The organism is Brevundimonas sp. Br13 (genome assembly GCF_055391505.1).
This window is the reverse complement of record NZ_AP044008.1, coordinates 1,963,005-1,983,258: the sequence shown is the minus strand read 5'-3', so window position 1 is coordinate 1,983,258 and position 20,254 is coordinate 1,963,005. Positions and strand designations below refer to the sequence as shown.

Annotated in this window: 17 protein-coding genes and 3 tRNA genes; 6 read left to right on the top strand and 14 right to left on the bottom strand. The window is 65.9% G+C overall.

Annotated features, from left to right (window positions below; all coding sequences use genetic code 11):
* Nucleotides 1-38 precede the first annotated feature (38 nt).
* From ACZ5M6_RS09760 to ACZ5M6_RS09735, 6 genes are all read right to left on the bottom strand, one after another.
* Nucleotides 39-320 (bottom strand): hypothetical protein, encoded by a 282-nt coding sequence (locus ACZ5M6_RS09760; protein ID WP_054765531.1) that lies wholly within the window; start codon nt 318-320, stop codon nt 39-41.
* The gene (nuoE, locus tag ACZ5M6_RS09755; protein WP_201462517.1) at nt 320-997 is read right to left on the bottom strand and encodes an NADH-quinone oxidoreductase subunit NuoE; all 678 of its coding nucleotides are present in this window, start codon (nt 995-997) and stop codon (nt 320-322) included. Before nuoE ends, ACZ5M6_RS09760 begins: the two co-directional genes overlap by 1 nt.
* On the bottom strand, nt 994-2,208 hold the full coding sequence (locus ACZ5M6_RS09750; RefSeq protein WP_054766920.1) for an NADH-quinone oxidoreductase subunit D: 1,215 nt from the start codon (nt 2,206-2,208) through the stop codon (nt 994-996). Before ACZ5M6_RS09750 ends, nuoE begins: the two co-directional genes overlap by 4 nt.
* 65 nt (nt 2,209-2,273) lie before the next feature.
* On the bottom strand, nt 2,274-2,918 hold the full coding sequence (locus tag ACZ5M6_RS09745) for an NADH-quinone oxidoreductase subunit C (protein ID WP_182713804.1): 645 nt from the start codon (nt 2,916-2,918) through the stop codon (nt 2,274-2,276).
* A complete protein-coding gene (locus tag ACZ5M6_RS09740; protein WP_152950061.1) occupies nt 2,915-3,526 on the bottom strand; it encodes a NuoB/complex I 20 kDa subunit family protein in 612 nt (203 codons plus the stop codon). The genes ACZ5M6_RS09745 and ACZ5M6_RS09740 overlap by 4 nt, the downstream gene beginning before the upstream one ends.
* The gene (locus ACZ5M6_RS09735) at nt 3,496-3,873 is read right to left on the bottom strand and encodes an NADH-quinone oxidoreductase subunit A (RefSeq protein WP_054765527.1); all 378 of its coding nucleotides are present in this window, start codon (nt 3,871-3,873) and stop codon (nt 3,496-3,498) included. The genes ACZ5M6_RS09740 and ACZ5M6_RS09735 overlap by 31 nt, the downstream gene beginning before the upstream one ends.
* 204 nt (nt 3,874-4,077) lie before the next feature.
* On the opposite strand from ACZ5M6_RS09735, the gene ACZ5M6_RS09730 reads away from it, so the two are divergent.
* The 3 genes from ACZ5M6_RS09730 to ACZ5M6_RS09720 all read left to right on the top strand — a co-directional run bounded on the left by ACZ5M6_RS09730 (nt 4,078) and on the right by ACZ5M6_RS09720 (nt 6,040).
* Nucleotides 4,078-5,709, top strand: a complete 1,632-nt coding sequence (locus ACZ5M6_RS09730) for an AbgT family transporter (RefSeq protein WP_464158361.1) — start codon at nt 4,078-4,080, stop codon at nt 5,707-5,709.
* Nucleotides 5,710-5,804: 95 nt separating this feature from the next.
* Nucleotides 5,805-5,881 (top strand) — tRNA-Asp (locus tag ACZ5M6_RS09725).
* An 82-nt stretch (nt 5,882-5,963) separates the two neighbouring features.
* Nucleotides 5,964-6,040, top strand: a tRNA-Asp gene (locus ACZ5M6_RS09720).
* A gap of 141 nt (nt 6,041-6,181) precedes the next feature.
* Here the strand turns inward: ACZ5M6_RS09720 and ACZ5M6_RS09715 are convergent.
* Nucleotides 6,182-7,432 (bottom strand): glycosyltransferase, encoded by a 1,251-nt coding sequence (locus tag ACZ5M6_RS09715; RefSeq protein WP_082382674.1) that lies wholly within the window; start codon nt 7,430-7,432, stop codon nt 6,182-6,184.
* A 326-nt stretch (nt 7,433-7,758) separates the two neighbouring features.
* On the opposite strand from ACZ5M6_RS09715, the gene ACZ5M6_RS09710 reads away from it, so the two are divergent.
* Nucleotides 7,759-11,058, top strand: coding sequence for an autotransporter outer membrane beta-barrel domain-containing protein (locus ACZ5M6_RS09710; protein WP_464158359.1), 3,300 nt, complete (start codon nt 7,759-7,761; stop codon nt 11,056-11,058).
* 57 nt (nt 11,059-11,115) lie between these two features.
* Here ACZ5M6_RS09710 and ACZ5M6_RS09705 read toward each other — a convergent pair.
* The 4 genes from ACZ5M6_RS09705 to clpX form a co-directional block, all read right to left on the bottom strand.
* Nucleotides 11,116-11,191, bottom strand: a tRNA-Val gene (locus tag ACZ5M6_RS09705).
* A gap of 34 nt (nt 11,192-11,225) precedes the next feature.
* Nucleotides 11,226-11,501, bottom strand: a complete 276-nt coding sequence (locus ACZ5M6_RS09700; RefSeq protein ID WP_054766918.1) for an HU family DNA-binding protein — start codon at nt 11,499-11,501, stop codon at nt 11,226-11,228.
* A 109-nt stretch (nt 11,502-11,610) separates the two neighbouring features.
* Nucleotides 11,611-14,007 carry an endopeptidase La gene (lon, locus tag ACZ5M6_RS09695; protein ID WP_464158356.1) on the bottom strand — a complete coding sequence of 799 codons (2,397 nt, stop codon included), beginning with the start codon at nt 14,005-14,007 and terminating at the stop codon, nt 11,611-11,613.
* 687 nt (nt 14,008-14,694) lie between these two features.
* Entirely contained in the window at nt 14,695-15,963 is a 1,269-nt protein-coding gene (clpX, locus tag ACZ5M6_RS09690) for an ATP-dependent Clp protease ATP-binding subunit ClpX (protein WP_054765523.1), read from the bottom strand.
* Between the two features lie 194 nt (nt 15,964-16,157).
* On the opposite strand from clpX, the gene ACZ5M6_RS09685 reads away from it, so the two are divergent.
* A complete protein-coding gene (locus tag ACZ5M6_RS09685) occupies nt 16,158-16,808 on the top strand; it encodes an HAD-IB family hydrolase (protein ID WP_054765522.1) in 651 nt (216 codons plus the stop codon).
* A gap of 6 nt (nt 16,809-16,814) precedes the next feature.
* On the opposite strand, the gene ACZ5M6_RS09680 is transcribed toward ACZ5M6_RS09685, so the two are convergent.
* From ACZ5M6_RS09680 to tig, 3 genes are all read right to left on the bottom strand, one after another.
* A complete protein-coding gene (locus ACZ5M6_RS09680) occupies nt 16,815-17,135 on the bottom strand; it encodes a hypothetical protein (protein WP_054765521.1) in 321 nt (106 codons plus the stop codon).
* A 73-nt stretch (nt 17,136-17,208) separates the two neighbouring features.
* Nucleotides 17,209-17,856, bottom strand: a complete 648-nt coding sequence (locus ACZ5M6_RS09675) for an ATP-dependent Clp protease proteolytic subunit (protein WP_054765520.1) — start codon at nt 17,854-17,856, stop codon at nt 17,209-17,211.
* Between the two features lie 159 nt (nt 17,857-18,015).
* Nucleotides 18,016-19,359, bottom strand: a complete 1,344-nt coding sequence (gene tig, locus ACZ5M6_RS09670; RefSeq protein WP_464158353.1) for a trigger factor — start codon at nt 19,357-19,359, stop codon at nt 18,016-18,018.
* Nucleotides 19,360-19,551: 192 nt separating this feature from the next.
* On the opposite strand from tig, the gene ACZ5M6_RS09665 reads away from it, so the two are divergent.
* Nucleotides 19,552-20,253, top strand: a complete 702-nt coding sequence (locus ACZ5M6_RS09665; RefSeq protein WP_464158351.1) for an MBL fold metallo-hydrolase — start codon at nt 19,552-19,554, stop codon at nt 20,251-20,253.
* The last annotated feature ends 1 nt before the right edge of the window (nt 20,254 follow it).

Genomic DNA, 20,254 nt, shown 5'->3' with positions numbered 1-20,254 from the left:
CTGCATCGAGTTCAGGAAACCACAGTAGATCGACGCACTCATGACGAAGCGCCTTCCAGCTCGCGCATACGGCGTCGGTGATGTTGGGTGCGGGTGTAGACGGCGCCGATGACGCAGGCCCAGCCCAGGCCCAGCATGACGTAGGAGGCCGTATAGGCCCAGTCGCCCAAGCCGGGCGTGCCCTGCCGCGTGAACAGGATCAGCATGGCGGCGCCGACCACGAGCGCGAGCCCGCCCGCGCGCAGGGGGCGCGCGACCTGGCGCAGCTCCTTGCGGTATGCGGCGCGGCCTTCGTCGCTGTCGAGGTCAGGGGCAGGCATCAGGCCGGGGCCTTCTCGACCGGCGCCGGGTCGCTGTTGGGCAGTTTCTTGATCGGCTTGGCGGCCGAGCCGTCATACAGCTTCGGGTCCAGCAGGGTCTTGGCCCCGCCGGCCGGCGCTGCGTTGTGGCGACCGATGTAGGAGCCCGGCTTGGGCGCCTTGCCCGCCGCGAAGTCGTCGATGATCTGGGCCATGGTCTCGGGCGTCAGGTCTTCGTAATAGTAGTCGTTGATCTGGGCCATGGGCGCGTTGGAACAGGCGCCCAGGCATTCGACCTCCTGCCAGGTGAAGCGGCCGTCGGCGGACAGATGGTCCTTGGGACCGATCTTCTCCTTGCAGACCTTCATCAGCTGATTGGCGCCGCGCAGCATGCACGGCGTGGTGCCGCACACCTGGATCAGGGCGGTCTTGCCGACCGGCTCCAGCATGAACATGGTGTAGAAGGTCGCGACCTCCATCACTCGGATGAAGGGCATGCCCAGCAGTTCGCCGACCGCGCGAATGGCGGGTTCTGAGACCCAGCCTTCCTGCTTCTGCACCAGCCACAGGATCGGGATCACCGCCGACTGGCGACGGTTTTCCGGATATTTCTTGATCCACCATTCGGCCTTGGCCTGGGTGTCCTTCGAAAAGGCGAACGAGGCCGGCTGTTCCTTGGCGAGACGACGAACGCTCATCGGTCCACTTCTCCGAAAACGATGTCGAGCGAGCCCAGGATGGCGGAGACGTCGGCCAGCTGGTGGCCGCGGTTCATCCAGTCCATCGCCTGCAGGTGACGGAAGCCCGGCGCCGAGATCTTGACGCGATAGGGTTTGTTGGTGCCGTCCGACACCAGATAGATGCCGAACTCCCCCTTGGGCGCCTCGACGGCCGCATAGACCTCGCCTTCCGGCGTCTTGAAGCCTTCGGTGTACAGCTTGAAGTGATGGATCAGGGATTCCATCGACCGCTTCATCTCGCCGCGACGCGGCGGCACGATCTTGTTGTCCTCGACCATCACCGGCTCGCCGGGGCAGTTGCGCAGCTTATGGATGCACTGCTCCATGATGCGCACCGACTGCTTCATCTCCTCGATGCGGCAGAGGTAGCGGTCCCAGCAGTCGCCGTTCTTGCCGACCGGAATGTCGAACTCCATCTCGGCGTAGCACTCGTAGGGCTGCGACTTGCGCAGGTCCCAGGCGATGTCCGAGCCGCGCAGCATCACGCCCGAGAAGCCCCAGGCCAGGGCCTGTTCCTTGGACACCACGCCGATGTCGACGTTGCGCTGCTTGAAGATGCGGTTTTCGGTGACCAGGCTCTCGATGTCGGCCAGGGCCTTGGGGAACTCCAGGCACCAGCGACCGATGTCGTCGATCAGGTCCATCGGCAGGTCCTGATGGACGCCGCCGGGGCGGAAGTAGTTGGCGTGGAGACGCGCCCCGCTGGCGCGCTCGTAGAAGACCATCAGCTTCTCGCGCTCTTCGTGACCCCAGAGCGGGGGCGTCAGGGCGCCGACGTCCATGGCCTGCATGGTCGCGTTCAGCAGGTGGTTCCCGATCCGGCCGATCTCCGAATAGAGGACGCGGATCAGCTGAGCCCGGTACGGAACCTCGATGCCCAGCAGCTTCTCGATGGCCAGGCAGAAGGCGTGCTCCTGGTTCATCGGCGCCACATAGTCGAGCCGGTCCAGATAGGGCACGTTCTGCAGATAGGTGCGGGCCTCCATCAGCTTTTCGGTGCCGCGATGCAGCAGGCCGATATGCGGATCGACGCGCTCGACGATCTCGCCGTCCAGCTCCAGCACCAGACGCAGCACGCCGTGCGCGGCCGGGTGCTGCGGGCCGAAGTTGATGGTGAACTTGCGGTCGTCCATGTCGCGGGCATGGTCGGTCCGGTGATCCATCGGCATGTCTTCGAAGGGATCTCCGCCGCCGCCGCTGTTCGCGGACGCAGGGATACGGGCGCCGTCAGCCATCAGCCCTTCACTCCAGCCTTTTCGTCGCCGGGCAGGACGGGCGCCGGATAGTCGGCGCCTTCCCACGGCGACAGGAAGTCGAACGTGCGGAATTCCTGCGTCAGCTTGACGGGTTCATAGACGACCCGCTTCTGCTCTTCGTCGTAACGGACCTCGACATAGCCCGTCATGGGGAAGTCCTTGCGCAGCGGATGCCCCTCGAACCCGTAGTCGGTCAGCAGGCGCCGCATGTCGGGATGGCCTGCGAAGATCATCCCGTACATGTCGTAGGCTTCACGCTCGAACCAGCCGGCGGACGGATAGACGTGGCAGACGGTCGGGACCGGCTGGACCTCGTCGGTGGCGACCTTGACCCGGATGCGGGCGTTCCGCGTCAGGGACAGCAGGTGATAGACCACCTCGAACCGCTCTTCGCGATCCGGGTAGTCGGCGCCGCAGACGTCCAGCAGTTGCTGGAACCCGAACCGGTCGCGCAGGGCGGTCATCACCTCGACGATGTGTTCGCGCGGCGCGACCAGGGTCAGTTCGCCAAAGGCGACCTGGGCCTCGACGCCCCAGCCGTCGCCGGCGAGCGCCCCGACCAGCTCGGCGCCCATCGGCGTCAAGGCGGCCTCGAACTGGGCTTGAACGGCCAGCGAGCTCATCGGTCGATGGTCCCCGTGCGGCGAATCTTCTTCTGCAGCTGCAGCAGGCCGTACAGCAGGGCCTCGGCCGTCGGCGGGCAGCCGGGCACATAGACGTCCACCGGCACCACGCGGTCGCAGCCGCGCACGACGCTGTAGCTGTAGTGATAATAGCCGCCGCCGTTGGCGCAGCTGCCCATCGACACGACGTAGCGGGGATCGGGCATCTGGTCATAGACCTTGCGGATGGCCGGAGCCATCTTGTTGGTCAGGGTGCCGGCGACGATCATCAGGTCCGAATGGCGCGGACTGCCGCGGGGGGCCATGCCGAAGCGCTCCACGTCGAAGCGCGGCATCGACATCTGGATCATCTCGACGGCGCAGCAGGCCAGGCCGAAGGTCATCCACATCAGCGAGCCGGTGCGGGCCCAGGTGATGACGTCGTCCAGCGAGGCGGTCAGGAAGCCGCGCTCGCCCAGTTCGGTGTTCACCGCCTCGAAGAACTTGTCATGGACCTTGGGGTCATAGCCCTCGACCGTCGACCGGGCGGCCGAGTTGGCGGGAACCATTGCGCCGGGAAGCGGCGACGAAGGCGCGATCACTCCCATTCCAGGGCTCCCTTCTTCCATTCATAGATGAAGCCGATGGTCAGGACGCCCAGGAAGACCATCATCGACCAAAAGGCGAAGATCATGCCCGCCTGCGACAGGTCGAACATCGACACGGCCCAGGGGAAGAGGAAGGCCACTTCCAGGTCGAAGATGATGAACAGGATGGACACCAGATAGAAGCGGACGTCGAACTTCATCCGCGCGTCGTCAAAGGCGTTGAACCCGCACTCATAGGCGGACAGCTTCTCGGCGTCCGGATTTTTCGGCGCCAGCAGCAGCGGCAGGGCGATGAAAAGCACGCCGATGAAGGCGGCCACGCCGGCGAAGATCAGCACCGGCAGATATTCGAGCAGAAATGCGTTCATTCAAAGAACCTCGGCCGCCGGGGAGAGGCGGGATTCGGGGCTTCTTAGACCCAACGTCGGCGCGGTTCAAACCCCTGTGACGACGGGTTTTTTGTTGAGAATCGGTCGCAGGTTTTCGGGCTATATGTCGCAGGTGCGGCGCTTGCCGTCTTCGACGGCGCGCGGCCCTACTGACGGCCTGATTTCGCTCCCGAAAGTCCGACGATGAATCCAGCCGCGCGCCTTCTGAACACCGTCGAGAGGATCGGAAATCGTCTGCCCGATCCGGTGTTTCTGTTCCTCTGGCTGGTCGGCGGCCTGATTCTGCTCAGCATGATCGGCGCGGCCCTGGGCTGGTCGGCGGTGAATCCGGTGACGGGCGATCGGCTGGCGGCCCAGAGCCTGCTGTCGACCGAAAACCTGGAGCGGCTGATCATCGGCATGCCGCGCACCCTGGCGGACTTCCCGCCCCTGGGGATCGTCGTCACCATCATCTACGGGGCTTCGGTGGCGGAAAGGGCCGGCCTGTTCGCCACGGCGATTCGCGCCGCCCTGCTGAATGCGCCGCGCGCGATCCTGACCCCGATCGTGGTTGTGACGGGCATGGTCTCCCACCATGCGTCGGACGCCTCCTATGTCGTGGTCATCCCCCTGGCGGCGGTCATCTTCGCTGCGGCGGGTCGGCACCCCCTGGCGGGTCTGGCCGCCGGGTTTGCGGCCGTGTCGGGCGGCTATGCCGGAAATCTGTTTCCCGGCGCCAGCGACGCCTTGATCCTGGGGATCACTGAGCCGGCGGCCCACCTGATCGACCCCTCCTATTCGGTGAACATCGCCGGCAACTGGTTCTTCATCATCGGGGTCGTCCTGGTCTTCACCCCCATCGTCTGGTTCCTGACGGACCGGGTGATCGAGCCGCGCCTGGGGCCGTGGGCGCCGTCGGCGGACGCCGCCGCTCCCGCCGCCTCCGAGAAACAGCCCCTGACCGCCGATGAGAAGCGCGGCCTGGCCTGGGCCGGACTGGCCCTGATGGGGATGATCGCCCTCTGGGCCCTGATCACCCTCCTGCCCGGCTCGCCCTTCGTCGATCCGGCGGCCGAGCCCGAACAGAGGTTCAATCCCCTGTACCGTTCGCTGGTGGCCTTCTTCGCCGTGACCTTCTTCCTGACCGGCGCCGCCTATGGCGCCGGTTCGCGGTCAATCCAGTCGCATCGGGACCTGGTCCGCATGATGCGCGACGGCATAGCCCAGTTGGCGCCCTATATCGTGCTGGCCTTCTTCGCCGCCCATTTCGTAGCCATGTTCAACTGGTCGGGGCTGGGGCCGATCCTGGCGGTCAACGCCGCCGCCGAGCTGAAGAGCCTGGCCCTGCCCGCCCCCCTGCTGCTGATCTGCGTGGTCTTCGTCTCCTGCTTCTTCGACCTGTTCATCGGTTCGGCCTCGGCCAAATGGTCCGCCCTGGCTCCGATCGTGGTGCCGATGTTCATGCTGTTGGGGATTTCGCCCGAGATGACGACCGCCGCCTATCGGATGGGCGATTCGGTCACCAACATCGCCACGCCGCTGATGAGCTACTTCCCCCTGATCCTGACCTTCGCCCAGCGCTGGGATCCGCGCTTCGGCCTGGGGTCTCTGATGGCGACCATGCTGCCCTATGCAGGGGCCTTCCTGGTCGCCGGCCTGATCATGGTGGCGGCCTGGGTCACGCTGGACCTGCCGCTTGGGCCGGGCGTCGGCGTCTATTACGAACCGCCCGCCCCCGCCGTCGCCGCCCAGGAGCCTGCTGCAGGCGGTCTGGCGGGTCCGCACACCCCGCCCCAACCGGCGGCGGTCCCTTCGCCCACAGCCCCGTCGCGCTGAGGCCCGTCTTATCGAAAAAGGTCGCTTGACGCGCTGTGTAAGCCCGCCTAAACGACGCCCCTCGCCGGGGCGCACAGCCGCTTCGGTCGGGAAACGCGGGTGTAGCTCAGTTGGTTAGAGTGCCGGCCTGTCACGCCGGAGGTCGCGGGTTCGAGCCCCGTCACTCGCGCCACTCTCTCTAGAAATAGATGGAGTGGCGCACACCGCCTTCCCACACAGTTTTCGAAACAACTCTAAAGTTTCGACCCAGGTACGCGGGTGTAGCTCAGTTGGTTAGAGTGCCGGCCTGTCACGCCGGAGGTCGCGGGTTCGAGCCCCGTCACTCGCGCCACTTCTTCTGTAACGAGGAAGCGGCGCGCCGCCCCGCAAGCGCGCAAATCCCCTATTTCTTGGAAAAACATCATCCCCTTCCGGGGTATGATCGGCGCTGACCGCAATACCGTCCCCGGAGACGGGCGGCGCCCGCTTCGGATCAGTGGACGGCGAACGCCGCCTCGGGCTGAACGAAGGCGGCCTCTCCGGTCAGCTCTCCATAGACCATGCACAGGTCTTCAAAGACGCGGTTCCAGGCGAACCGGCTGACCGCCTTTTCGCGGGCGGCGCGGCCGATGGCCTCGATGTCGCGGGCGAACAAGGCCTCGATCGCCTGGGCGTAGTCGTCGGCCTCGGCGCTGGCGGCCAACTGGCCCACGGTCGAATCGACCGTCTCGGCCACGCCCCCGGCGTTTACGCCCACCACGGGCCGACCGCAGGCCATGGCCTCCAGCACGATCAGACCGAAGGGCTCCTTGTCATTGGCGTGAACGAAGGCGTCGCAGCTGGCGATGATCTTGGCCACCGCCCGCGGGTCCTTCTCATAAGGCAGGGAGATCACCCGGTCCTCGGCGGGCATGCCCGAACCAGCGCCGACCAGGACCAGATAATAAGGGGCGCCCAGCTTTTGGACCGCCTCGATCAGAACATCGACGTTCTTCTCCTTGGCGGGACGGCCGGCAAAACACAGAAGGCGTGCGTCTGGGCCGAGGCCCAGTTCCTTCAGCAGCCAGGACCGATCGCGGCGGTCGGGCCGGAAGGTGTCGACCTCGACGCCCAGCGGACGAATGACGATATTGTCCACCCCCGCCTCCTCAAGCCGCCGCGCGATGAAGCGGCTGGGCGAAACGACGCGGTCGAACTGGGAGAACAGACGGGCCCAGCGCTTTTCGACGGGCTTCTTGGCCCACTCGCCGAAATGAAGCGCCGCCAGGCCGGCTGGGTCCGAATGGCAGAAGCCGACGACGGGACAGCCGACCCTCTGGCCGGCCTCCAGGGCGCCCTGTCCCGGCGTATAGGGGTCGCCCGCCTCAATGATCGACGGCTTCATGGCCGCGACCCAGGCGCTCCAGCGCTTGACCGAACTGGGCCAACGATAGCCGTCTCCGAACGGCAGTCGCGTGGCGCGCAGCTGAACGATCCCGTCCGCCCGCGCCCTGTGTCGGGCGCCCGGCACGATGAGGGAATGGCTGACCCCCGGCCGATTGGCCTCGATCCACGCCTTCTTCGACAGCAGGTATCGCTTCACGCCGCCGGACCGGGGCGCGTACAGCATGGTGGTGTCCAACAGCCGCGGCCGCTCGTCCTGCGACGCCTGTTTCAACGCCCTCAAGGTGTCCGCCACCTCCACGTCCAGTCCGGGAATCAGACGAAGTTCGCTTTCGTGGACGTCGAGATCAGTCAGGGTCATTCGGGGGTTCTCGTCAGGTCTGCGCTCGCAAACGCCGAAAGGCGCGGAATGGATGCCTCATCCTCAGAGGCGGTTGACCATGATCTTCGCCCCTAGACCCGGCTGCGGCAAAGCTCAATAGGGAGCGAGAAAAACCCTCCGAACCCCGCCCATCACGACTGAAAATCAGGACCTTGGCCCGACCACCCCGCCCTTTCGGCGCCGCAGCAGATGGAGCGCGGCCTTGCATTCGCCTCAAATTCGATAAAGTTGGGGAAGGCTGGCCCGGACCCTGCTAAAGGGTCGCCTGCATCGTGATCGCGTGACCACCAGGGGTTTTCTTCCGAATGCGTATTCTGCTCGCGACCGCCGTGGCGATCGCCCCCTTGATGGCCGTAAGCGGCGCTCAGGCCGAGGTCGTCGTCTCGACCGCCCGGACCACCCCGATCCGCACGGCGAACGCCACCGGAACGGCGGCGGACAACGTCCGTCTGGCCAGCGGCGGCTCGGTCGCCGTCAACTCGGGCGCGGCCGTGACGCTGGATTCCAGCAACACCGTCGATCTGGACAGCGGTAGTTCCATCACCATGGACAAGGCCGCCGACGGCGCCACCGGCATCCTGGTCAACGGCGGCAACACCGGGTCGGTCACGGTCGGCGGGGCGATTAACATCACCGACAGCCAGGAAACGGCTGACATCAAGGACACAGACGGCGACGGCGATTTGGACGGCCCCTTCGCCACGGGAACCGGCCGCTATGGCGTGCGGGTGACCGGGGCATCGCCCTTCACCGGCAACGTCCTGGTCGAATCCAGCGGCTCCATTACGGTCGAAGGCAATAATTCCTACGGGCTCGGCGTCGAATCGGCGGTGAACGGCAAGGTTCAGAGCCTGGGCACCATCCGGGTCGTGGGCGACAACACGGCGGGCGTCCGCACCACGGCTCCGGTCTCGGGCAATGTGGATCTAGCGGGCTCCATCTCGGCCACCGGCGCGGGCGCGACCGGGGTCTCGGTCGAAGGCGCCGTGGGCGGCGCTCTGAAGATCCATTCCACCATCGCCACCACCGGCTATCGCTACACCACCCCGCCTCCGGCGCGCCCCTCCACCGGAACGTTCGACAACGCCACCACCCTGTTCCTGGATGAGTTGGACGCCGATGACCTGCTTCAGGGCGGACCGGCCGTGCGCGTCGGCGCCGATGTCGCGGGCGGCGTCCTGCTGGACAAGGCCCTGGCCTATTCGGCCGCCGGCATCGACGGCGACGACGACAAGGACGGCGTCAAGAACGGCGACGAGGACGACGACGGCGACGGCGTCAAGAACCGCGATGATCTGGACCGCGACGGCGACGGCGTGCCCGACGCCAGCGAGACAACGGCCGCCCTCACCTCTCTGGGCGCCGCGCCGGCCCTGCTGATCGGCTCCACCGCCAACACTGTGAACTTGGGCGCGGTGGGAACGGGCGACGCCGCCTATGGCCTGATCAACCGGGGCGCCATCACCGGATCGGGCGTCTATTCCGGCATTCAGGGACGCGGGCTTCAACTCGGCGTGGACGGCGGACAGGCCGTGACGATTGCGGGCGGCGTGCGCAACGAAGGCTCGATCGCCGCCTCGGCCGTCGACGCCAACGCCACCGCCATCCAGGTCGGTTCCGGCGTCTCCGCCCCCGCCTTGGTCAACACCGGGACCATCCAGGCCGTCGTGGCCGGCAAGGGAACCGAGGTCGCCACGGGCGTTCTGATCGGCGCCGGCGCGAACGTCGGCAGCCTGACCAACACCGGAACAATGATCGCCTCCTACGGCGGCGACGACGGTTCGGCGACCGTGATCCGCGATCAGTCGGGCTCGCTGACCCAGCTGAACAACGCCGGCGTGATCGCCGGCTCCCTGACCGCCAGCTCCAGCAGTCTGGCGGACGTCTCCGGCACGGTCACGGCCATCGACCTGTCGGCCAACACCAGCGGCGTGACCCTGCGCCAGTACGGTGTTCCCGCCGCAGCCGACAGCACTGCGACCGACACTGACAAGGACGGAGTGCCGGACGCTAGCGAGCCCCAGATCGTGGGCGCGATCAAGCTGGGCTCTGGCGCCGACACTTTCAATGTCGAGAACGGCACGGTCGTCGGCGACATCGCCTTCGGGGCAGGCGCGGACCGCCTGGCGATCAGCGGCGGCGCCGTGGTTCAGGGCGCGATCACCGACAGCGACGGCGCCTTGGACATCAACGTCTCCAAGGGCACGCTGAACGCGACCCAGACGACCGCCACCAACATCTCCAGCCTGAACGTGGGGGCTGACGGCGTCCTGATCACGACCCTGGACCCCAAGGCCGATCGCGCCGGCGGCTTCAACGTCAGCGGCGCCGCAACCCTGGCCACGGGCGCCCAGCTGGGCGTGCGCTTCTCTTCCCTGCTGGAGGGGCCGGAACGGTTCGACATCATCAAGGCCGGGACGCTCAACGTCGGTCAAATCGACAAACAGCTGCTCGCCGAGAACTCGCCGTATCTCTACGTCGTCGAAGCGGGCGTCGATCAGGGCGCCAACAGCCTCTATATCGACGCACGGCGGCGCACCGCCCAGGAGGCCGGGCTGATCCCGGTCGAGGCCTCGGCCTATGACGCCGTCTACGCCGCCCTGGGCGCCAATGAGACGGTTCGTAACCTGTTCCTGTCCCAGACGGGCCGCGACGGCTTCATCGACGCCTATGAGCAGATGCTGCCGGACCATTCGGGCGGTCCGCTGATGTCGCTGTCGGCCGGGGTGGACGCGGTGACCCGCGCCCTGACCGGTCGCAACGCCTCCGCCGCGCCCGGCGAGACCAGCGCCTGGCTGCAGGAGATCAACTTCTACGCAGACAAGGACAAGACCGACTCCTACGGCTTCCGTTCCGAAGGATTCGGCGTGGCCGGCGGCGTCGAGAAGGGCTCCAGCCTGGGCGCTTTCGGCGTGACGGCGGCCTTCACCTCCTCGGACATCAAGGATCCGGAAGCGGAGGCCGAAGAGGTCCTGTCCGCCAATCTTCTGGAGCTGGGCCTCTATTGGCGCGCCCAGGGCCAGTACTGGACCACCTGGGCTCGGGCGGCCGGCGGCTACGCCAGCTTCAGCGCCGACCGCTCGCTGGTCGCCGGCGGCGTCTATCTGAACAATACCTCCGACTGGCACGGCTGGACCGCCGCCGCCGCCGGGGGCGCCTCCTATGAGCGCAACTACGGCCGGCTGAACGTCCGTCCCGAAATCTACGCTGAATACTTCCGCCTGTCGGAAGACGCCCGATCCGAAAAGGGCGGCGGCGACGGCTTCGATCTGGACATCGATTCCCGCGACAGCCACATCTTCTCGGCGGTGGCGGCGATGAACGTCGGCTACGGCTTCGGTCGCGACGGCTGGATCCGTCCCGAACTGCGGATCGGCTATCGCCAGAATCTGTCGGTCGACGCCGGCGAGACCATCGCCCGCTTCGCCAGCGGCGGGCCGGACTTCATCCTGTCGCCGGACGCCGTCGAGGGCGGCGGCCTGCTGCTGGGCTTCCGCATGAACCTGGGCAACGAGCTGGGCATGCTGTCCCTGACGGGCGACGCCGAGCTGCTGGAGGACTATGTCCGCTATTCGCTGCTGCTGCGGGCCAGCTTCCGGTTCTGATCGGAGCCTGAGATCAAACGGAAAAGGCCGCCGGAGCGATCCGGCGGCCTTTTTGATTGGTAGGCGGCGACGGGCTCGAACCGCCGACCCTCTCGGTGTAAACGAGATGCTCTTCCAGCTGAGCTAGCCGCCCTTGAAACCAGAGCGGGGCTTATGCCCTCTGGGCGTCAGGCGTTCAAGGCGCTTTTCAGGCCTTCGCCGGCGCGGAAGCGGGCGGTGCGGGAGGCGGCCCGCGCTATGGCCTGGCCGGTTTGAGGATTGCGCGCCACCCCCGCCTTGCGCTCGATCGTGGTGAAGCTGCCGAAGCCGATCAGCTTGACGTCGTGACCGTGAGACAGGGCCTCGACAACACCGTCGGTGAAGGCCTCCAGCGCCGCCTTGGCCTGGTCCCGACTGATGTTCGCCGCCGTCGCCATGCGACCGATGAGTTCCGCTTTCGTCATCGTCATCCCTCCAAACGGTCAGTAAACGTCCGATAGGCGCTCGCGTCAAAAGCGAAAACGCCGCCGACGGGCTGTCGGCGGCGTTGCGGCGTGCGACTTAAGTCGCGTTTCAGTGGCTGACGGCCGCCGTAGCGCCCTCCGCGGGGGGAACGGGCGTCGGCAGGGGTTCAGCCGTCTCGTCCCATTCGACCGGGGTCAGGGCGCCGACCAGGGCCCATTTCAGGGCCTCGTCCGCTGTGGAAATCGGCACGATCTCCAGACCTGACTTCACATTGTCCGGCACGTCGGCGAGGTCCTTTTCGTTCTCCTGGGGGATCAGCACCGTCTTGACCCCGGAACGCAGGGCCGCGAGCAGCTTCTCCTTCAGGCCGCCGATGGCGGTGACGCGGCCGCGCAGGGTGATCTCGCCGGTCATGGCGATATCCTTGCGGATCGGCACGCCCGTCAGGACCGAGACCATGGCCACGGTCATGGCGACGCCGGCGGACGGACCGTCCTTGGGCGTGGCGCCGTCCGGCACGTGGACGTGGATGTCGGTTTTCTCGAACACCGGCGGCTTGACGCCGAAGTCCAGAGCCCGCGAACGGACATAGGAGGCCGCCGCCGAGATCGACTCCTTCATCACGTCCTTGAGGTTGCCGGTCACGGTCATGCGGCCGCGACCGGGCATCTTGATCGCCTCGATCGTGAGAATGTCGCCGCCGAACTCGGTCCAGGCCAGGCCGGTGACGATGCCGACCTGATCCTCCTCGTCCGTCTCGCCGTAGCGGAACTTCTTCACACCGGCGTATTCGGCCAGCTTGTCCGCATCGACGGTGATCGAGGCGACGCCGGTCTTGGCCATTTCGCGCACGGCCTTGCGGGCCAGGCCGCCCAGGGCCCGCTCCAGCGAACGCACCCCGGCCTCACGGGTATAGTAGCGGATCAGGTCGCGGATGGTCTCTTCCGGAACGACCAGCTCGCCGTCCTTCAGGCCGTGATCCTTCATCTGTTTGGGCAGGACGTGACGCTTGGCGATCTCGACCTTCTCGTCCTCGGTGTAGCCTGACACCCGGATGATCTCCATCCGGTCCATCAGGGGCTGCGGCATGTTCAGGCTGTTCGCGGTGGTCACGAACATCACCTGGGACAGGTCGTAGTCCACCTCCAGATAGTGGTCGCCGAAGGTCGAGTTCTGGGCCGGGTCCAGCACCTCCAGCAGGGCCGAGGACGGATCGCCGCGCCAGTCGGCGCCCAGTTTGTCGATCTCGTCCAGCAGGACGAAGGCGTTGGTGGTCTTGGCCTTCTTCATCGACTGGATGATCTTGCCGGGCATGGAGCCGATATAGGTCCGGCGGTGGCCGCGGATCTCGCTCTCGTCGCGCACCCCGCCCAGGGACATGCGGACATATTCACGCCCGGTGGCCTTGGCGATCGACTTGGCCAGAGAGGTCTTGCCGACGCCGGGAGGGCCGACGAGGCACAGGATCGGCCCCTTCAGGCTGCCGGTGCGGGCCTGGACGGCCAGATATTCGATGATCCGTTCCTTGACCTTCTCCAGGCCGAAGTGGTCCTCCTCGAGGATCTCTTCCGCCCGCACCAGGTCGATCGGCTTCTGCTTGGCCTTGCCCCACGGCACGGACAGCAGCCAGTCGAGGTAGTTGCGCACCACCGTCGATTCGGCCGACATCGGCGACATGTTGCGCAGCTTCTTGACCTCGGCCTCGGCCTTGGTGCGGGCCTCCTTGGACAGGCGCGTCTTCCGGATGCGCTTCTCCAGATCCATGATCTCGTCGCGCGCGTCGTCGGTCTCGCCCAGCTCGCGCTGGATCGCCTTCATCTGCTCGTTCAGATAATATTCGCGCTGGGTCTTCTCCATCTGACGCTTCACGCGCGAGCGGATCTTCTTCTCGACCTGCAGGACGGAGATTTCCCCCTCCATCAGGCCATAGACCTTCTCCAGCCGCTTGGGCACGTCGATGGTTTCCAGCAGACCCTGTTTGTCGATGATCTTGACCGACAGATGGGCCGCGACCGAGTCCGCCAGTTTGGAGGCGTCGGTGATCTGGGGGATGGAGCTGAGGGCCTCGGGCGGCACCTTCTTGTTCAGCTTCACATAGTTTTCGAACTGCTCGACCACGGCGCGCAGCATGGCCTCGGCCTGAGAGGTCTCACCCGGCTCGTCCTCGATCTCGACGGCCTCGGCTTCGAAATAGTCGGTGCGGTCGGTGAAGCGGGTCAGGCGGGCGCGGCCCTTGCCCTCGACCAGGACCTTGACCGTGCCGTCCGGCAGCTTCAGCAGCTGCAGGACGCTGGCCAGGACGCCGATGGGGTAGATGGCGTCGGGCGACGGGTCGTCGTCAACGCTGTTCTTCTGGGTCGCCAGAAGGATCTGCTTTTCGCCCTTCATGATCTCGTCGAGGGCCTTCACCGATTTTTCGCGGCCCACGAAGAGCGGCACGACCATGTGCGGAAAGACCACGATGTCTCTCAACGGCAGGACGGGCAGGATCTTGGTGTCAGTCATGATGCGTACTCCTGGGCCATTGGTGATCGCCGGCCCGCCGCCACGGTCGCCCGGGCAAGAGGCCCGACCAGCGCGTGACGGCCCGTCGATTCCGACGGCGTTCGGATGAGTATGTGGTTTGAAAGACCTGCGGTTCAAGCGTGGCCGCCCATCCGCCCACATGCACGTGTCTTTCCGCCCACGCCGCCGGGGTCTGCGGCCGGTCGGCGCGCGGTTTTCGGACGGCTGAAAAACAGTGTCCGATGTGTCCGATCTGTCCGGAAGTGAAGCCCTCGGCGAAGCGGAAGAACCGTTCGGCGGCTGTCGGACACAGAAAAACAGTGTCCGATGTGTCCAATGTGTCCGATTTGAAAGTCACCTCCGTCACGCCTCTGCGCCGCCTCGGCTGATCCCGCCAGCATAAGCCGCCCCGGCGCCGCGACGGGTCGATCAGCGCCTGGGACCGACAAGTCTTTGTATTGCCGATGAGACTGAATGCGGGAGTGCGCGGATGAAGCGCCGGCCGAAAGGGCGAGAGAAGGTGCGGGTTTCTTCCACCCTGCGGGAGACTCGTGAGATTTCCCCCTCCGTCGCTGGATCGCTGCGCGATCGACGCGACACCTCCCCCGCAAGCGGGGGAGGATCCCAGCTGAAAAAAGGGCCGGAGCGGCGTCGCTCCGGCCCTTGTGACGTTCAGCGGCGGCTCGATCAGGCGGCGCCGTCGGCCTTCTTCTTGGAGGCTTCGGAATAGATCAGCAGGGGCTGGGCCTTGCCGTCGATGACCTCGGCGTTGACCACCACCTCCTCGACGCCTTCGAAGGTCGGCAGTTCGAACATGGTCTCCAGCAGAATGCCTTCCAGGATCGAACGCAGGCCGCGCGCGCCGGTCTTGCGGGTGATGGCCTTCTTGGCGACGGCGATCAGGGCGTCGTCGGTGAAGGTCAGTTCGACATTCTCCATCTCGAACAGACGCTTGTACTGTTTGACCAGGGCGTTCTTGGGCTCGGTCAGGATGGTGACCAGGGCCGTTTCGTCCAGATCCTCCAGCGTCGCCAGGACAGGCAGACGGCCGATGAACTCGGGGATCAGGCCGAAACGCATCAGGTCGTCAGGCTCCACCCCCTTGAGGATGTCGCCGGTGCGGCGCTCGTCGATTTCCTTGACCTTGGCGCCGAAGCCGATCGAGGCCCCCTCGCCGCGCGCCGAAATCACCTTCTCCAGCCCGGCGAAGGCGCCGCCCACGATGAAGAGGATGTTGGCGGTGTCGACCTGCAAGAACTCCTGCTGCGGATGTTTGCGGCCGCCTTGCGGAGGCACGGAGGCGACGGTGCCTTCCATGATCTTCAGCAGGGCCTGCTGCACGCCCTCGCCCGAGACGTCGCGGGTGATCGAGGGATTGTCCGACTTGCGGCTGATCTTGTCGATTTCGTCGATGTAGACGATGCCGCGCTGGGCCCGTTCGACATTGTAATCCGACGCCTGGAGCAGCTTCAGGATGATGTTCTCGACGTCCTCGCCCACATAGCCGGCCTCGGTCAGGGTCGTGGCGTCGGCCATGGTGAAGGGCACGTCGATGATGCGGGCCAGGGTCTGGGCCAACAGCGTCTTGCCCGAACCGGTCGGGCCGATCAGCATGATGTTCGACTTGGCCAGTTCGACGTCGTTGTTCTTCGTCGCGTGGTTCAGACGCTTGTAATGGTTGTGGACGGCGACCGAGAGGACCTTCTTGGCGTGCGACTGGCCGATGACGTAATCGTCCAGGACGTCGCGAATCTCCTTGGGCGTGGGGACGCCGTCGCTCGTCTTCTTGAAGCCGATCTTGTGCTCTTCACGGATGATGTCCATGCACAGTTCGACACATTCATCGCAGATGAAGACGGTCGGTCCCGCAATGAGTTTGCGGACTTCGTGCTGGCTCTTTCCGCAGAACGAGCAGTACAGGGTGCTTTTGGCGTCAGAGCCGGCTGCTTTGGTCATAGACCCTTATCTCACTCCCGCGGAGCGGACCGAAATGGCCCGATACGCGCTTCCTCCGCGTTGATTCCAGCACTCTGGACGCAAAGGTCTTCAAAAAATGACAATCACCCATCCCACGTTCCACGACAACCCCGAAGGCGGAGGGGCGAGGTCACGGAAAGGGGATGGATCAGTGTCGTTGGGGATCACGGCGAATGTCTGACATGGGAAGCCTGCAGGAATTACGCCAGTCCCGGATCAATTCGGAACAGCCGCTCGTCGCCTTCGACTTCGACGGCACCCTGACGATTCGCGACAGTTTCACGCAGTTTCTGCGCTGGAAGGCCGGTCCGGGCGGCTGGGCCCTGGGTCTGGTCAAGCTGGCGCCGGCCCTGGCTGCCTATGGGCGGGATCGTGATCGGGGCCGGATCAAGGCCGCCTCGGTCAAGGAATTCCTGGCCGGCATGGACCGCGAAAGTCTGGAGGCCGAGGCGGAACGGTTCGCCGACCTGGTCTGGGACCGCTTCATGCGGCCGGACGCGCTGAAGGTCTGGAACGACTGGGGCGAGCGCGGCGCCCATCGCGTGATCGTGACCGCCTCGCCCGAGACGACGGTTGAGCCCTTCGCCCGCCGGCTGGGCGCCGAGGCCCTCTTGGGAACGCCCCTGACCTTCGACGCCGAAGGCCGGGTGACCGGCGCCTTCGACGGCGCCAACTGCCGGGGCGAGGAGAAGGTGCGGCGTCTGAAGGCCGCCTATGGCGAGGATCTGGTCCTGACGGCCGCCTATGGCGACACCTCCGGCGACGCGGAAATGCTGGCCATCGCCCAGTCGCCGGGGTTCCGGGTCTTCACCCAGCGGCCCTGAACGGCGTCAGCGGCCGTCGGCGTCCACGTCGAAAACCATGGCCTTGCCCCGCGAGGTCGGGTCCCAGCCCGCCTCGATGGCGGCGGTGACGGCGTTGCGCACCGCATCGACATTGACCCGCTGCTTCTCCACGTCGGGCCGGCCGTTGGGACGCAAGGGCGGCGGAAACTGGATGATGGCCTCGCGCTTGAAATCCACATGGCGAAGGGAGACGGCCATCCCCTCCCACACCGCGCCGCCGACGGGGCGCGGCTGGCGTCGGATTTCCCAGGCGTAGGTCTCGCCCTCCACTTCGATCGTGCCTGAGGGGTCTCTTGTGAACTGCATCTCGGTTCCGATGGACGAAAAGAAAGGGGCGCGCCGCCAGGACGCGCCCCCTATTCTAGCTGAAAAACGGGGCTCAGGCGCCGGGCGTCTTTATGCCGTCGGCGTCCGCCTGTTCGCGCCGGTCATAAACGTGGTCGACGATGCCCCAGGCCTTGGCCTCTTCGGCCGACATGAAGTGGTCGCGGTCCAGGGTGCGCTCCACCTCCTCATAGGTGCGGCCGGTATGATGGACATAGATCTCGTTCAGCCGCTTCTTGGTGTAGCGGATGTCCTCGGCGTGGCGCTCGATGTCCGAGGCCTGGCCGCGGAAACCGCCCGAGGGCTGGTGCACCATGACGCGGGCGTTGGGCAGGGCGATCCGCTGGCCCGCCTCGCCGGCCGTCAGGATCAGGGAGCCGGCCGAGGCCGCCATGCCCATGACTACGGTCGAGACTGGGCTCTTGATGTATTGCATGGTGTCGTAGATCGCCAGCGCCGAGGTCACCTGACCGCCGGGGCTGTTGATGTACATGGAGATTTCCTTCTTGGGGTTCTCCGACTCCAGGAACAGAAGCTGGGCGCAGATCAGCGACGCCATGCCGTCCTCGAACGGCCCCGTCAGGAAGATGATCCGCTCGCGCAGCAGGCGCGAGAAGATGTCGAAGGAGCGCTCGCCCCGGCTGGACTGCTCGACCACCATGGGGACGAGGTTCATGTTCATCAGTTCGATCGGATCGCGCATGGAGCCTTCTCAAGAATGCGGGGAGCGCGCGACTCGCGGTCGCTCGCCTTGTTGTTCTGCATATCGCGTTATGAAGGCCGCCTTACAAGGTGGGGCCCGCATACGAAAAAGGCGGGGATCGCCGACCCCCGCCTCTTCCCGATCCGATGAAGGCGGCGATCAGCCCTCTTCGTCTTCCTTCAGCAGCTCTTCCTTGCTGATGGGCTTGTCGGTGACTTCGGCCAGGCCGACGATCAGGTCGACGACCTTTTCCTCATAGATCGGGGCGCGCATCTGGGCGGCCGCATTGGGGTTCTGGCGGTAGAAGTTCAGGACGGCCTGCTCCTGGCCCGGATAGTTGCGGGCTTCCTGCAGCAGGGCGGCGTTCAGCTCCTGGTCGGTGACCTGGACATTGTGGGCGCGGCCGATCTCGGCCAGGACCAGGCCCAGGCGCACGCGACGCTCGGCGATCTTCTTGTATTCGGCCTTCAGGTCCTCTTCGGACTTGGCGGCGTCTTCTTCCGGCAGGCGGCCGGCGGCCTTGTCGGCCTCGACCTGTTGCCAGATGCCGTCGAACTCGGCTTCGACCATCTTGGGCGGCAGGGGGAAGTCATGGGCGGCGTCCAGCTGGTCCAGCAGGGCCCGCTTCAGCTTGAAGCGGGCGGCGCCGGCGTACTGCTGGTTCAGGTTCTGGCTCAGAAGCTCTTTCAGGCGATCCAGCGATTCCAGACCGATACGCTTGGCGAACTCGTCGTCCACCTTGGCTTCGACCTCGGATTTGATGGCCTTCACCTTGATGTCGAAGGTGGCCAGTTTGCCGGCCAGATGGGCGGCCTGGTAGTTTTCCGGGAAGGTGACCTCGATGGTCTTTTCCTCGCCGACCTTGGCGCCCTTCAGCTGCTCTTCGAAGCCGGGGATGAAGCGGCCCGAGCCGATCACCAGGTCCGCGTCTTCGGCGGCGCCGCCGTCGAAGGGCTCGCCGTCCAGCTTGCCCAGGAAGTCGATGGTCAGTTGGTCGCCCTCGGCGGCCTTGACGGTCTTGCCCTTCTTGTCCTCGTAGGACTTGGCCTGGCCGGCCAGTTCGGTCAGGGCCTCGTCCAGATCGGCGTCAGACGCCTCATAGGTGGGGCGTTCCAGTTTCAGGGTCTTGGGATCGACCGGGGTGAAGTCCGGCATGATCTCCAGCGACATCTCATAGGCCAGGTCTTCCTGACCGGCGATGACCTTGTCCATGTCGGAGGTCAGCTTCATCTCGGCCGGGGCGGCCGGACGGATCTTGGCCTCGTCCAGAGCCTTCTGGCTGGTCTCGTTCAGCTGGGCGTTGATGATCTCGCCCATGAAGTCGCGGCCGAAAGTCTTCTTGACGTGGGCGACCGGCACCTTGCCCGGACGGAAGCCCTTCAGCTTCATCTGCGGGGCGACTTCCTTGACGCGGGCTTCGAGCTTCTCGTTCAGCTCCGCGACGGGAATGGTGACCGCGATCACGCGGCTGAGGCCTTCGTTCGACTTTTCGACGACTTGCATGGTCGGGATTTCTGACGCTCTGGGGCGCATGAACCGTCGGGACGGTCGGCGCGGAATGGATAAAGCAAGAAGGCCGCCCCGTTTGGAGCGGCGCCTCGAAGCCCGCCCTTATGTCGAGAAGGGCTCAAAAGGTCAACGCGAGCGTGGGCCGCAGCGGTGGTTTCGCGTCACAGGGGCGGCTAATAAGGCGCCATGACCCAGCCCGCCTCCCCCATCGGCGTCTTCGTGACGCCCGTCACGCCGCTCCAGCAGAACTGCACCACTGTTTGGTGCACGAGGACCAACAGGGCCGCCGTGATCGATCCGGGCGGATCGGTGGATGCGATTCTGGCCGAGGTGGCGCGGCGCGGCCTGACCCTGGATCAGATCTGGATCACCCACGGTCATCTGGACCACGCCGGCGGCGCGGCCGAGATGCAGGAGAAGACCGGGGTCCGGATCACCGGCCCCCAGAAGGCCGACCAGTTCTGGATCGACCGGATCGTGGAGACCAGCCGGATGTACGGCCTGCCCGAGGCCCGACCCTTTACGCCTGACCGCTGGCTGGAGGACGGGGACACCGTCAGCCTGGGCGAAACGACTTGGGAGGTCCGCCACTGCCCCGGCCATACGCCCGGCCATGTGATCTTCTTCAACCCGGCGGCCCGGTTCGCCCAGGTGGGCGACGTGCTGTTCAAGGGCTCGGTCGGCCGGACCGACTTCCCGATGAGCGACCCGCCGGCCCTGATCCGCAGCGTGGTGGAGAAGCTGTGGCCGCTCGGCGACGACGTCACCTTCGTGCCGGGCCACGGGCCGATCTCGACCTTCGGCGAGGAGCGGCGGACCAATCCGTTCGTGTCGGATGCGGCGTTGCAGAGGGCGCCGATGCAGCGGGAGCCGGTGGGGCCGGCGTAGA

Coding starts and splice junctions, on each gene's coding strand:
- ACZ5M6_RS09745 (WP_182713804.1), bottom strand. CDS start 2,918: ATGAGCTCGCTGGCCGTTCAAGCCCAGTTCGAGGCCGCCTTGACGCCG.
- ACZ5M6_RS09750 (WP_054766920.1), bottom strand. CDS start 2,208: ATGCCGATGGATCACCGGACCGACCATGCCCGCGACATGGACGACCGC.
- tig (WP_464158353.1), bottom strand. CDS start 19,359: ATGCAAGTCGTCGAAAAGTCGAACGAAGGCCTCAGCCGCGTGATCGCG.
- ACZ5M6_RS09700 (WP_054766918.1), bottom strand. CDS start 11,501: ATGACGAAAGCGGAACTCATCGGTCGCATGGCGACGGCGGCGAACATC.
- ACZ5M6_RS09685 (WP_054765522.1), top strand. CDS start 16,158: ATGTCTGACATGGGAAGCCTGCAGGAATTACGCCAGTCCCGGATCAAT.
- ACZ5M6_RS09740 (WP_152950061.1), bottom strand. CDS start 3,526: ATGGAAGAAGGGAGCCCTGGAATGGGAGTGATCGCGCCTTCGTCGCCG.
- ACZ5M6_RS09675 (WP_054765520.1), bottom strand. CDS start 17,856: ATGCGCGATCCGATCGAACTGATGAACATGAACCTCGTCCCCATGGTG.
- lon (WP_464158356.1), bottom strand. CDS start 14,007: ATGACTGACACCAAGATCCTGCCCGTCCTGCCGTTGAGAGACATCGTG.
- ACZ5M6_RS09760 (WP_054765531.1), bottom strand. CDS start 320: ATGCCTGCCCCTGACCTCGACAGCGACGAAGGCCGCGCCGCATACCGC.
- ACZ5M6_RS09680 (WP_054765521.1), bottom strand. CDS start 17,135: ATGCAGTTCACAAGAGACCCCTCAGGCACGATCGAAGTGGAGGGCGAG.
- ACZ5M6_RS09735 (WP_054765527.1), bottom strand. CDS start 3,873: ATGAACGCATTTCTGCTCGAATATCTGCCGGTGCTGATCTTCGCCGGC.
- ACZ5M6_RS09665 (WP_464158351.1), top strand. CDS start 19,552: ATGACCCAGCCCGCCTCCCCCATCGGCGTCTTCGTGACGCCCGTCACG.
- nuoE (WP_201462517.1), bottom strand. CDS start 997: ATGAGCGTTCGTCGTCTCGCCAAGGAACAGCCGGCCTCGTTCGCCTTT.
- ACZ5M6_RS09710 (WP_464158359.1), top strand. CDS start 7,759: ATGCGTATTCTGCTCGCGACCGCCGTGGCGATCGCCCCCTTGATGGCC.
- ACZ5M6_RS09715 (WP_082382674.1), bottom strand. CDS start 7,432: ATGACCCTGACTGATCTCGACGTCCACGAAAGCGAACTTCGTCTGATT.
- ACZ5M6_RS09730 (WP_464158361.1), top strand. CDS start 4,078: ATGAATCCAGCCGCGCGCCTTCTGAACACCGTCGAGAGGATCGGAAAT.
- clpX (WP_054765523.1), bottom strand. CDS start 15,963: ATGACCAAAGCAGCCGGCTCTGACGCCAAAAGCACCCTGTACTGCTCG.